This is a genomic window from Streptomyces sp. NBC_00637 (genome assembly GCF_045161545.1).
Classification (GTDB): Bacteria; Actinomycetota; Actinomycetes; order Streptomycetales; family Streptomycetaceae; genus Streptomyces.
The window spans coordinates 7,563,914-7,576,423 of the sequence record NZ_CP109046.1; the positions used below are offsets into that span (position 1 = coordinate 7,563,914).

At 70.7% G+C, this 12,510-nt stretch carries 12 protein-coding genes; 3 read left to right on the forward strand and 9 right to left on the reverse strand.

The features are described from left to right. The first annotated feature begins 162 nt into the window (after positions 1–162). Positions 163–1,062, forward strand: a complete 900-nt coding sequence (locus OG440_RS33310; protein WP_406010460.1) for an AAA family ATPase — start codon at positions 163–165, stop codon at positions 1,060–1,062. A 169-nt stretch (positions 1,063–1,231) separates the two neighbouring features. On the opposite strand, the gene OG440_RS33315 is transcribed toward OG440_RS33310, so the two are convergent. The 4 genes from OG440_RS33315 to OG440_RS33330 form a co-directional block, all read right to left on the reverse strand. Beyond that, complete coding sequence (locus OG440_RS33315) at positions 1,232–2,035, reverse strand: SDR family oxidoreductase (RefSeq protein WP_406010461.1); 804 nt, start codon at positions 2,033–2,035, stop codon at positions 1,232–1,234. A gap of 72 nt (positions 2,036–2,107) precedes the next feature. Next, entirely contained in the window at positions 2,108–2,533 is a 426-nt protein-coding gene (locus OG440_RS33320; protein WP_406010462.1) for a hypothetical protein, read from the reverse strand. Between the two features lie 141 nt (positions 2,534–2,674). After that, entirely contained in the window at positions 2,675–4,081 is a 1,407-nt protein-coding gene (locus OG440_RS33325) for a nucleobase:cation symporter-2 family protein (RefSeq protein WP_406010463.1), read from the reverse strand. 151 nt (positions 4,082–4,232) lie between these two features. After that, a complete protein-coding gene (locus OG440_RS33330) occupies positions 4,233–5,609 on the reverse strand; it encodes an FAD-dependent oxidoreductase (protein ID WP_406011524.1) in 1,377 nt (458 codons plus the stop codon). Positions 5,610–5,814: 205 nt separating this feature from the next. On the opposite strand from OG440_RS33330, the gene OG440_RS33335 reads away from it, so the two are divergent. Next, positions 5,815–6,453, forward strand: a complete 639-nt coding sequence (locus tag OG440_RS33335; RefSeq protein WP_406011525.1) for a DUF6214 family protein — start codon at positions 5,815–5,817, stop codon at positions 6,451–6,453. Between the two features lie 74 nt (positions 6,454–6,527). Here OG440_RS33335 and OG440_RS33340 read toward each other — a convergent pair whose 3' ends face one another. Beyond that, a complete protein-coding gene (locus OG440_RS33340) occupies positions 6,528–7,166 on the reverse strand; it encodes a DUF305 domain-containing protein (protein ID WP_406010464.1) in 639 nt (212 codons plus the stop codon). Between the two features lie 191 nt (positions 7,167–7,357). Here OG440_RS33340 and OG440_RS33345 point away from each other — a divergent pair, with 191 nt between their 5' ends. Then, on the forward strand, positions 7,358–8,860 hold the full coding sequence (locus OG440_RS33345) for an LVIVD repeat-containing protein (RefSeq protein ID WP_406010465.1): 1,503 nt from the start codon (positions 7,358–7,360) through the stop codon (positions 8,858–8,860). Here the strand turns inward: OG440_RS33345 and OG440_RS33350 are convergent. The 4 genes from OG440_RS33350 to OG440_RS33365 form a co-directional block, all read right to left on the reverse strand. Continuing rightward, the gene (locus OG440_RS33350) at positions 8,848–9,531 is read right to left on the reverse strand and encodes a TetR/AcrR family transcriptional regulator (RefSeq protein ID WP_406010466.1); all 684 of its coding nucleotides are present in this window, start codon (positions 9,529–9,531) and stop codon (positions 8,848–8,850) included. The genes OG440_RS33345 and OG440_RS33350 overlap by 13 nt on opposite strands. Before the next feature lie 192 nt (positions 9,532–9,723). Further along, entirely contained in the window at positions 9,724–10,413 is a 690-nt protein-coding gene (locus OG440_RS33355) for an HAD family hydrolase (protein ID WP_406011526.1), read from the reverse strand. Between the two features lie 154 nt (positions 10,414–10,567). Continuing rightward, positions 10,568–11,239 carry a phosphatase PAP2 family protein gene (locus OG440_RS33360; RefSeq protein ID WP_406010467.1) on the reverse strand — a complete coding sequence of 224 codons (672 nt, stop codon included), beginning with the start codon at positions 11,237–11,239 and terminating at the stop codon, positions 10,568–10,570. A gap of 314 nt (positions 11,240–11,553) precedes the next feature. Next, positions 11,554–12,489 (reverse strand): M56 family metallopeptidase, encoded by a 936-nt coding sequence (locus OG440_RS33365; RefSeq protein ID WP_406010468.1) that lies wholly within the window; start codon positions 12,487–12,489, stop codon positions 11,554–11,556. Positions 12,490–12,510: the final 21 nt, after the last annotated feature.

The following is a 12,510-nucleotide window of genomic DNA, read 5'->3' on the forward strand; positions in this document are numbered from 1 at the left end:
TCCCTGCCACTTCCGGCTGCTCCCGGGCCACGTCCTGCCGCCCACGGCCACCTGGTGCGGCCCCGCAGAGATGTCGAGGGATGAGGATCAAGCCGCCTGGCTCGCTCACCGAGCCGGTCACATGATCGCGGTGGCCGACACGACGCACGGCAAGATGGACCCGTGCCGAAGAACCCCCTGGAAGCGATGCAGCACCTTCTCCAGCAGCGCCTGAACCACCACGCCCGTGAGCGATGGCCGCAGGTGAAGGCCATCACGGTCCGCTGCCGGTCCGGATTCGCCTACGTGGCTGCCGAGTTGCCCGGAGACCAGGTCATCCCGCTGTGCCGCCTGCGCTTCACGGGTGTGCCGCACAGCTGGGGCTTCGCCCTCTACCTGGCCGACAGCAACACCTACCAGGACGGCATCCTGCCCAGCGGCCTGCCCGCCGGCTCCGCCGAAGAAGCCCTCGACCGCGCAGGCGACCTCTACCTCCACACCCTCGACTCTCTCGCGCCGGCCGGCTCCCGGACGATCCGGGTGCCCCCGGGACTCGTCGTCCTCGTCGGCCCTCCGGCCTCGGGCAAGACCAGCTTCGTCCGGGCGCTGATCGCGCGTGGGCAGATCGACCCGGAAGCCGTGGTGTCCAGCGACGAGATCCGCGCGGAGCTCTTCGGCGCCTCATCCGTCGAAGCGGACTCCCAGGCGGCGGACGGACGGATCTTCGAGGAGCGCGACCGCGGAATCGTCGCCAGGCTCGCGACCGGACGGAGCGCGGTCGCCGAGTCCACGAACGTCACCCCTCAGGCACGCGCACGACTCATCGCCATCGCCAGGCGCTTCGACGCCTCGGTGACCATGCTGCGATTCGACCCGGACGTCACCGACCTCCTCCGACAGCAGGCGGAGCGAGGCCGCGACGACGTCACCGCCGCCGACGTCCGCGCATACGCCGCGATCATGGCCCGACAGGCCGCCGCCGACCAGCTGCTCTCCGAGGGCGCGACCGCCGTTCACGACGTCCCCGGACGCCGCCAGGCGACGACGCCCGCCGCAGCCGCCGCACACTTCTCCTTCGCCTGACATATGGGTCAGCGCCCCGCCGATGCGCGCGCGAAGCGGACGATGCGGCGGGGACGCATTCAGGATGCCGAAGCGCCGGATGTTCGGCCGCGCGGGTTGGAACTCCTCGCCGAACGAGCCCCGTTGGCCTGACCGAGCGTGGGGCGCTTGAGAAGCGGACTTCGGGCGCCTACGCGAGGCCACCGTTGCTCATCAGCAGTTGACCATTGATCCACTGGCCCTGCTCGGAGCACAGAAAGTCCACGAGGTGCGCGGTGTCCTGCGGAGTGCCCAGCCGGCCGAGCGGGGTGCTGCGAACGCAGTGTGCCCGGACTTCCTCGGGCATCCAACCGGTGTCGACCGGCCCGGGATTGACCACGTTGGCGGTCACTCCGAGGTGGGCGAGTTCGTGGGAGGCGGCCAGGGTGATGCGGTCGAGGGCCCCCTTACTGGCTCCGTAGGGCAGGTTGCCGGCGGTGTGGTCACTGGTGAGGCTGACGATCCGCCCGGTTCCCCGTTCCGCGGCGAAGCGGCGTCCGAACTCGCGGATGAGCAGCCAGCCGGCGCGCGCATTGACGGCGAAGTGCCGGTCGAAACTCTCGACGGTGGTGTCGAGCAGCCCGGAGTCGACAGACTCGCAGTGACTCATCACCAGCGCGGTGACGCCGCCCATGTGCTGTTCGACCTCGTCGAAGACGCGTGCCGGGGTGTCCGGGTCGGCGAGATCCGCCTCGATCGCCGTGCTGGAGACACCGTGCTCGGCCAGAGATCGGCTGATCGCCTCGGTCGCGCCGGGCTCGCTGCCCCAGCTCATACGGTCGTCGTAAGGGGTCCAGTAGGTGAAGGCGATGTCCCACCCCGACGCGGCGAGCCGACGGGCGATGCCGGCGCCGATACCGACGGTGCGACCCACCCCGGTGATCAGGGCGAGCGGGCGCCGAGCCGAAGGGCCTTGCCCGTGGCCGGGCTGGTCCTGACCGGTGTTCGTCGTCACGGGTCGAAATGGTTCACGAACGACACCACGGCGGCAAACGGTTTCCCGCGACGCATGGCGTCGCGACGCCCGCTATTCGCTCGCAGTTCGCGTTTCCCATACTTCCCTGTCCGAGATGCAGAGGGAGACGGGCTGGTCGTACCAACCGGGAGCCTCCGGTAGATCACTGATCATCGAGGGAACCCGCGGCTCGAACCTCAGCAGGACGAGGGTCTTCCAGCCGTGTGGAATCTCGTCCCAGCCGACCCCGAACTGCTGGGTGACGGCGATGACGGTGGTCGTCACCCAGGCCACGTCGCTGTGGTCGGCCTTCCGAAAGCAGCAGTCGAAGCGTCTGCCCACCGGCACTTCGGCGTAGTTGAACGAGAGGAAGAGTGCTTCTTCGTTCGGAGCGCGGGGCGGGAAGCTCCGGCTGATGGCCGCGAGGGCGTCCTTGCCGGCTCGGCTCTCGACGAGAAGCGTCCGATCGGCGAGCGGCGTGTCGTCTTCAGTCCTCACGCCGCCATCTTCGCTGCCTGCGGCTCCGGAGTCAGCCTGCCCCCGTGCTGAGCGAGGGACTGAGCCGCTTGCCGAGGGCGCCGGGGGGCATGGGCTCCTCCGCGCGGTGTCCGCCCCGCTGTGCGCAAGAGGTCCGGGAGATCATGGACGACCCGAGCGCCTGATCGAAGAGGATCCACCGCGGCCGGGGTCCGGTTCGGAAGTGGCCGGTGACCCGAGGGCGACGGTCTCCGGTGCCGCAGTGGCCTTCGCGGGCAGGTGGTTGAAGAGCAGGTTCAGGACGATCGCCGTCAGGCAGCCCGCGCTGATACCGGTGTTCATCACCGTTCGGAACCAGTCGGGGAACTGCTCGTAGATCGTCGGCACGCCGACCGGAAGTACGCCCATCGCGACCGACACGGCGACCACCGTCAGGTTGTGGTTGCCCTTGAAGTCGACCTCGGCCAACGTCCGCAGACCGCTCGCCGCGACCGTCCCGAACATCACCAGGCCCGCCCCGCCGAGAACCGGCGCCGGCACGGCGGCCACCACCGCGCCCAGCTTGGGCAGCAGACCCAGCAGTACGAGGATCGCGCCCGCGGTGGCGACGACCCAGCGGCTGCGCACCCGGGTCATGCCCACCAGGCCGACGTTCTGCGCGTACGCGGTGTAGGGGAAGGTGTTGAAGACACCGCCGAGGACGGTCGACAGACCGTCGGCGCGCAGTCCGTCGGAGAGGCTGCGCGCCTCGATCCTGCGCCCGGTCAGCTCGCCGACCGCGATGAGGTCACCGGTCGTCTCGGTCATCGTGACCAGGGCCACGACCAGCATCGAGATGACCGCCGACGCCTCGAAGGCGGGAGCGCCGAAGTGGAACGGCGTACTGATCCCGACCCAGTCGGCGTCCCCGACGCCGTCGAAGTCGGTGAACCCGAACGGCACCGATACCGCGAGCCCCACCACGATGCCGATCAGCACCGCGATGCGACTCGGGAACACCGGCGCGAACCGCTGCACGACGAGCACGACGGCGAGGACGAACGCGGCGAGTCCGATGTTCTTCGGCGCCCCGAAGTCCGCCGAACCGGCGCCGCCCGCCACCCAGTTGCCCGCGACCGGGAGCAGCGAGATGCCGATGATCAGGATGACGGTGCCGGTGACCAGCGGCGGGAAGAAGCGCAGCAGCCTGCCGAACAGGGGTGCCAGCAACATGATCGCGAGCCCCGCCACGATCACCGACCCGTATATCGCGGGCAGTCCGCCGCCCGTCGTCCCGATCAGCACCATGGGGGACACCGCCGCGAACGTACAGCCCTGCATGATCGGCAGTCGTACGCCGAACCGCCAGAAGCCGACGCACTGGATCAGTGTGGCGATACCGCACACCAGCAGGTCGGCGGTGATCAGATACGCCAGATCGGCGGGCGACAACTTCATCGCGCCGCCGACGATCAGGGGTACGGCCACGGCGCCCGCGTACATCGCGAGCACGTGCTGGAGCCCGAAGGCGGCCAACTGCCGTGCTGGTGGCACCTCGTCGACGGGATGAACAGACGCGGTCGTGGTCATGGGCGCTCCAGGGCGGAGGTGAGGTGTGGAGGGGGACGAACGTATGCGAGCGGGCCTGACGGGACAGCCGGACAGCCGGACAGCCAGAGAGCGGGGCAGGCCGTACGGGCCGGACATCGCGAACCTACGGGGATTGAACAGTTTGTTGATTTCACCGGTGTTGCTGCTGTGTGTCCCGTACACCGATCTTGGCGAGACGTGCCGCCGTCCACAGCGCCGCCCAGTCCGGCAGCTTCACGACACCCCGCCCCAGCGAGGCGCCCAGCGTCGCCTCGGCTCGCTCGATCGCCAGCCACCCCGCCCACTCGACGGGTTCGGCCCCGGCGGCCCGCAGCAGTTCGAGCGGGTCACCGGCCAGTTGTCGCCGTACGAGGAGGGGGCCGTCCGCCAGCAGGGACGTCGCCGTCTCCTTCGCACACGGTCGGTTGGTGCCGATGACCCCGGTGGGGCCCCGCTTGATCCAGCCCGCCACATACTCACCCGGTGCCACCGCTCCCTCACGCAGCACCCGCCCCGCGAGATGCGGCACCGTGCCCCGCTCGGGATCGAACGGCAGCCCCTCCAGCGGTACCCCGCGGTAGCCGACCGACCGCAGCATCAACTGCGCCTCGATGTCCTCGTACCGTCCGGTTCCCGTGACCCCGCCGTGCGCGTCCGGAACGGTCCGCTCGAAGCGCACCGCGCCCAACCGTCCCTCTTGGGCGAGCAGTTCGACGGGCCGAAGGAAGAAGCGGAGCCGGATCCGCCGCCGGGCGTCGCGGGTCGGCGAGGCTGCCGCCCAGCGGCGCAGCACCTCCACGTTGCGCCGCTGCGCCGCCGGCAGAGCCGACGGGTCGCCGTAGGCCGGGTCCAGTGCCAGCTCGGCCTCGTCCACGACCACCTCGGTGTCCGGGAGGCCGCCGAGCTCGCGCAGTTCCTTGGTGGTGAAGCGGGCCTGGGACGGGCCGCGCCGCCCCACCATGTGGATCTCGCCGACCTCGCTCGCCGCCAGCGCGGTCAGCGCAGCCTGGGGCATGTCGGTCGAGGTGAGTTCGGCCGTCTGCCGGGCCAGGATGCGGGTGACGTCCACCGCCACGTTGCCCACGCCCACCACCACGGCCGAGCGGGCGCCCCGCAGGAACCCGTCGGCGACGGTGTCCGGATGCGCGCTGTACCAGGACACGAACTCGGTCGCCGACCAGCAGCCCGGCAGGTCCTCGCCGGGTACGCCGAGATGCCGGTCGGTCGCCGCGCCGACGCAGTACACGACCGCGTGGTACAGCTCGCGCAGCCGCGCCGGCGGCACCCCGTCCGCCCCGACCCGGATCCCGCCGAGGAAGCGCACCCGCTCGTGCTCGAGCACCGCGCGCAGGGTGTTCTGGAGCGACTTGATCTTCTCGTGGTCCGGAGCGACGCCGTACCGCACCAGCCCGTACGGGCACGGCAGCCGGTCCAGGACGTCGACGAGTACTTCGGGGTCCTGCTGGACCAGGCTCTGGGCGGTGTAGACCCCACTCGGCCCCGAGCCGACGACGGCGACACGCAGCACGCGGAACTCCTTACCCAGGGGGACGGAGGAGATCGCTGGTGTCTCCAGCATCGCACCGGCGTGGCTCCGCTGACAGGGTGCTGTGCGCGCTCGATGCGTGCGTGTCCGTTCGTATGGAAAGTGATCATGCGGTTACGTTGCGTGTGTGCTAGAAGCATCGTTTCTTAATCTTTCTGATCGTTCCGCCGAGGACGGCACGGTGTCGGTGTGGCCCGCGTGGGAAGTCCGGGAGGCCGGGGGCGCCACTTCCTGGTTCCATGTGCGGCTGGGCTTCGTCGACGGGGCGCGCGTGGAGCTGCTGGCCGTCGTCAGCGAGGGACGGGTTTCGGTCGAGGACGTTCGCGCCCAGCCTCCCCTGTCGCTGGTGGACCTGACGGTGCTCGCGGACTGGATCGAGGGGCCGCTGTTCGAGAAGTGCGATCAGGGCGGCGGCCTCGACGCGGTTGCGGGGCTGGACCCCACGGAGGACGTGACCTGCGCGGACGACGGGTTCGGCGAGCACGACGGACACGACGGGTACGGCGGCCACGGCTCGGACGGCGGATACGGCGGGCACGGCGCGGACGGCGGGTTCGCCGGGTGTGACACGCAGGGCGTGCGGGAGTCGTCCGGCACTCCCGATGCCGATGAGCCGCTCGGGCCCCGGCGGGCCCGTCCTGCCTGGCCGCGCGGCATCGAGGGGCGGTGGCTGCTGGCGCAGGAGTACCGCGCGGCCCAGGAGGAGGGGGCTGATCCCGTTCTCGCGGTCATGTGCGCGACGGGGCACAGTCGCCGCAGAGCGCTGAGGCTGATCGCGCAGGCGCGTGACGCGGGCTACCTGACACCACGTCACGCCCGGCGCTGACAGGGAATGCCGGCGGGGGCTGTTGAGCGGCCCCGATGTCCGGGGCCACGGACGAAGACCGTGGACCGGGGGCGCTACTGCATCCCGCGCATCCGGGTGATCTCACTCGTCTGCTGCGCGATCACATCGTCCGCCATCTCCTCGATCCGCACGTTGTTGCCCTGTGCCTTGACGTCCGCGGCCATGGTGAGCGCGCCCCCGTGGTGGGTGATCATCAGGGTGAGGAAGAGCGCGTCGAACGCCTTGCCACGGGCCGCGCGCAGCTCGGCCAGCTGTGCCTCGGTGGCCATTCCCGGCATCGCCGTGTGGTCGTGCTCGTCGCCCGTCTCGTCCTCGCCGTAGGTCGTGAGCCAGCCCTTCATGGCTTCGATCTCCGGCCCCTGCGCGGCGCCGATCCGCGACGCGAGGCCCTTGACGGCCTTCGATTTGGCTTGTTTCGCGGCAAGTCGGGTCATCTCAAGGGCCTGGGCGTGATGCTGGATCATCATCCTCGCGTACGCCACGTCGGCGGAGTTGGGTGTGTCGTCGTCGGCACGTTGCCCGGCCGCGTCCTGGGCGGACAGGGTCCGGTTCGCCTCACCCGGCTTGCCCGGCGCGATCACCGAAGGGCCGCTCGCCGCGCCCGACTTGGTGTCCGGCCCGGAGTCGCACCCCGCGACAGCGAGGGTGAGCAGCAGCGAGACCGATACGAGGGGCGCGCGGCGGACGAGCACAACGACCTCCTGAGGCAGCTGAGTTGAGGACGGGGGCGCCGTCCTCCTCTGGATCCTCGCACCATGGACGGCATTACTCGACCGAAAGATTCATGACGAGTGCGTTGCCGCCCCTTGATATGTGCATGATGAAGACGATACTTCGGAGCACCGCGAACCGTTCCCCGTGAACGGCGACAAGGGAGAACACAGTGACCCTGTTGAACGACCTTCGAACGCGACGCAGACGGCTGGGAGTGGCCGCCGCGTGTACCGGACTGCTCGCCGCACTCCTGACGACCGTCCCGGCGGCCGCGACCCCCGACCCGGGGGACGGACCCGCCGTACAGCAGGAGGTGTCCCAGGACGCCCGGGCCGAGGCGACGGCGGCGATCGCCGCCGGTGAGATACCGGGGCAGGACGAGATCGTCCATTCCGACAACATCGAGCACCTGACGAACATCCCCAAGGACGCCCTGCCGGGCACCAACTCGGACCTCGCCTTCCAGGGCAGGTACGCCTTCTCCGGCAACTACGACGGCTTCCGGGTCTTCGACATCAGCAACCCGAAGGCTCCCAAGACCGTCGCGCAGGTGCTCTGCCCCGGCTCGCAGAACGACATCTCCGTCTCGGGCGACCTGCTCTTCCTGTCCACCGACTCCTCGCGCAGCGACAGCAGTTGCAACAGCACCACGCAGCCGGTGACCGAGAAGTCCTCCTGGGAGGGCATGAAGGTCTTCGACATCAGCGACAAGGCGAACCCGAAGTACGTCGCCGCCGTCGAGACCGCCTGCGGCTCGCACACCCACACCCTGGTGCCCGAGCGCAAGAACGTCTACATCTACGTCTCCTCGTACTCGCCGAACGTCGCCTACCCGGACTGCCAGCCCCCGCACGACGGCATCTCGGTCATCAAGGTGCCGCGCAAGGCGCCGGAGAAGGCCGCGATCGTGAGCTTCCCCGTGCTGTTCCCGGGGGAGGGCGCGGACGGCGGCGGCAACCCGGGCTCGCCCACCAACCCCGGCGTCTCCAAGACCACCGGCTGCCACGACATCACGGTCCTGCCCTCCAAGGACCTGGCGGCGGGCGCGTGCATGGGCGACGGCATCCTGTTCTCCATCAAGGATCCGGAGCACCCGAAGGTCATCGACCAGGTCCAGGACAACGTGAACTTCGCGTTCTGGCACTCGGCGACCTTCAACCAGAAGGCGAACAAGGTCGTGTTCACCGACGAGCTCGGCGGCGGCGGCGCGGCCACGTGCAACGCGGCGATCGGACCGGACAAGGGCGCCGACGGCATCTACGACATCGTCGGCAAGGGCGACAGGCGCAAGCTGGTCTTCCGCAGCTACTACAAGATCCCCCGCCACCAGGCGGACACCGAGAACTGTGTGGCCCACAACGGCTCGCTGATCCCGGTCAAGGGCAAGGACATCATGGTGCAGGCCTGGTACCAGGGCGGTGTCTCGGTCTGGGACTTCACCGACTCGTCGCGACCGAAGGAGATCGCCTACTTCGAGCGCGGTCCGCTCGACACGCAGGTGATGAAGACCGGCGGAGCCTGGTCGGCGTACTACTACAACGGCTACATCTACTCCAACGACATCGCCAAGGGCTTCGACGTGCTGAAGCTCAGCGACCGGCGCACCGACCCGGCCAAGCGGGTCTATGTTCCCGAACTCAACGTCCAGACCCAGCCGGACTACTTCGACTGACCTTCGCTCCGCGGAGCCGTCGGGTCGGTCGCGAAGAAGCGCGACAGATCGGCGTCACCTTTCCCGCCGGGCGCCTCGGCGTCCGGCGGGACCCCCTGCTCCCGGTCGAGCCGGTAGCGCGCGAACAGTTCGGCGCGCACGGTCGTGAGCGACAGAGGGACGTTCGGCAGCACCATCGCGTAGACCGCCCCCATCAACTGGGAGCGCAGCATCGGGTAGTCGTGATCGACGTCCTGCGACCCGTGCCGGGCCGCGGTGTCCCGCAGCAGCTCGGCCAGTCGCTGCTGCTCCGGGCACTGCACGAACCCCTCGGCCTGAAGAAGGCCCGCCATGTGCTGGCGCATCAGCACCGTGTGGTCCCGGGTCAGGACCAGGATGCCGTCGATGGCCCGCGCCATCCGCTCCCGGCCGTCCTCGGTGCGCGGTTCGCGCTCCAGCGCCTCCTCCAGCGTGCGGTGCATCAGCCGGTGCACGGCCGACTGGACCAGCTGCCGCTTGCCGGGGAAGTAGTACGACACCAGGCCGCGCGCCGAGCCGGCCCGGTCCGCGATGTCACCGAGGGTCGTCGCCTCGTACCCGCGCTCGCTCACCAGCTCCACCGCGGCCTGAAGAAGCCGTTCCCTGGAACGGCGCCGCAATTCTTCATTGACCGAGGCGCTGCGCGGGGACATCCTGGAACTCCTGCGTTGACTGGCTGCCAGCCAACTATACTCAGGGCAACCCGGTGGGGTTCCGGTTCGGAGCACCCCGGGCTGCCGCCTGCTCTGGGCGACGCGGGGGATCGTCCAGAGTGGGCGTGCTTTTCCCTCCGATAGTGGCCTGAGGCGACCGTCGGCAGCGGAGAGCAGGCCGGTGCGGTCGGGTCATCCCACCAGGTCCAGCACCGCACGCAGCGCGTGGGGACGGGCGGCCGCCGGCAGGTGGTCGACGAAGTGCACCGCGCAGCCCACCGCCGTCGCCCCGCCGTCCGCGCGCCGGTCGTCGCCCACCATCAGGGTCGCGCCGGGATCGGCTTCCAGCGCCTCGCACGCCACCGTGAACAGCCGGGGGTCCGGTTTCTGGAACCCGTGCTCGTACGACAGCGCGTACGCGTCGACGTACCGGTCGAGGCCGTGCTCGCGGAACACCGGCCGCAGGTCCCAGCCGATGTTGCTCACCACGCCGACCCGCAGCCCCCGCTCGCGCAACCCGCTCAGGACGTCGAGGGCGTCGGGGTAGGGCGCCCAGGCAGCCGGCATCCTGTGCCGTTCGTACAGGGCGTCGTGCAGCGCCGGGTCCGGCAGCGGCACCTGACGGGACAGCCCGGTGTACGCCGCCCGGTGCAGCTCCGCGCTCTCGTCCCGCACCCGCCACACCTCGGCGACGGCGTCGGGCAGCCGCACCGGACTCGCCCCGCCGGGCAACGCGCCGGCCGTCTCCAGCGCCCGCGCCTTCTCGGCGAACTCCGAAGCGGGCAGCGCTACGCCCGCCGCCTTGAGCACCGCCCCCAGCCAGGACTCGGTGGACTCGACACGGAACAACGTCCCGGAGAAGTCGAACAACACGGCTGTCATGCGCATGGGGCCGAGTCTATGAAACAGAGGGATCTCACGGGGGCGGCCCGGACTTCCGGCCGGAGTCGGCGGATCACCCGGCCGCCGGTGCCGGGGACGACCGCCCGGCGCAGGTCCACCGGGCCCACGTAGCCGTGGCGCCGCCCCGGGAGGGTCACGGGCGCCATCGCAGGTGCGCCGCGATCGCCAGGGCCACCAGCATGGCTCCCAGGAGCCAGCCGGCCAGGACGTCCGAGGGCCAGTGCACCCCCAGCCAGATCCGGGTCAGCCCCACGCCCACCACGGAGACCACCGCCACCGCCACCGCCGTGCGCCACACAGCGGGGGCGACGCCGTGCCGGTGCAGCAGCCACAGCAGGAGGCCGCACACGACCGTGGCCGTCAAGGCGTGCCCGGAGGGGTATGCCGCGTAGTGGGCGGAGTCGACCGGGTCGGGCCAGACCGGACGGGAGCGGCCCACCCCGGCCTTGAGGGACTGCTGGATCAGCGTGCCCACCGCCGCCGTGACGACCAGCCACCCCGCCGTCCACCAGGCCGCGTGCCGCCACACCAGCCATACGGCGACCGCCGCGCCCAGCAGACGCATGGTCAGGGGGTCCCACACCCAGTCCGTGAGGATGCGGCAGACGTGGGTGACGTCGGGGTCGGCGACGGCCCAGCGGTGCGTGGTGCGGGAGATGTCGCCGTCGACGGAGATCAAGGGGTGCCAGCCGGCCGCGACCAGGGCGAGGAGCAGGGCGGAGACCACCCCCAGGGCCAGGGCGATCCGCAGTGCCGTGCGCTGAGCCGGGAGACGGGTCGGGGAGTCGACGGACGGATGGTGCATACGGAGATCCTCGCCGAACGGTGGGGTCGGAGGCGAACTCGGGGCGGTCCCTCCGGGTTTTCGGAGTGGTCGGCCCCGTTCCGGCGTCCCTGGAGGGGCGTCTTCGGGAGACGGGTGGCCTGCCGCCCCGCCCCCGGGGTGGCCGGCGACAGGGTGGGGCCAGTGGGACCGGTGGGGCCGGTGGGACCGGTGGAGACGTAGGACCAGTGGCCGGGGTGGCCGGGGTCGCCGACGTCCCGAGGTGGCCGGTGGCCGGTGGCCGGGGTGCGTGGGGCCGGTGGTGGTTCCGGGGTGGGTTCCTCGGGGCCGTGGTTTCAGCCCAGGGTGCGCAGGGCGGGGACCAGGGTCACCAGTACCGGGACCACGGGCACGAGGGAGGCCGCCACCGTCAGTCGCAGTCTGCGGGCCGGGGTGAGGCGGCCCGGCGGGGTCAGCAACCGGTGCACGCGCTGCGGGACATGGGCCTGCGGGGCGGGGGAGGGGCCGAACACGCCCCGGTCCTCGTTGAGTTCGACCAGAGCCAGCGCGGTCGTCAGTCGGCCGAAGCGACGGGAGGCCATGTCGTCCGCCGACAACTCGACCAGCCGGTGCATCTCGTCGCGGAACGCGGCGAACACCGGTACCTGCGGAAAGCCGGTGGCCAGTGCCGTCGAGCAGTTCAGCAACCAGTCGTGACGCGCCGTGGCGTGCCCCTGCTCATGTGCCAGTACCGCGTCCAGCTGACGCCCCTTCAGGCGTCGCAACGCGGCCGTGGTGACCACCAGTTGAGGTGCCGCACCGGCCAGCCACCAGGCCTCGGGACGCTCACCCTCCAGTACGAGCAGCCGTCCGGACGCGGACTCCTCGCCCGGCAACAGCGGTGCCCGCAAACGGAGTTCGGCGTGCCGCGACCGGCGTCCGGCCCGGTTCCGCAGCACCTCCCGGACCAGCATCGCCCCGCTCCACAATCCGCCGAACGCGAGGACCACCGCGGTCGCCGCCGCCCAAGGGCCGGTCGCGCCCCACGCGTACGCCTCCACCACGGAGCGCGGGGCCGGCGCGAAGACGTGCCCGCGCACCGCCTGCCACGCCGCCGCCGCGCTGAGCGTCATCGACAGCACACAGCACAGCAGGACCGCGGCCACCACGCACTGCCACGCCCACAGCGCGACCACCGGTTCGTGGTCCGGCCAGTCGGCCCGGGCGATCAACCGGGGGGCGAGCACGGCGGTCAGGGCACCGAGCAGCAGCAGGACCGCGGGGACCATCATGAGCGGCAGCCTATGAGCGGC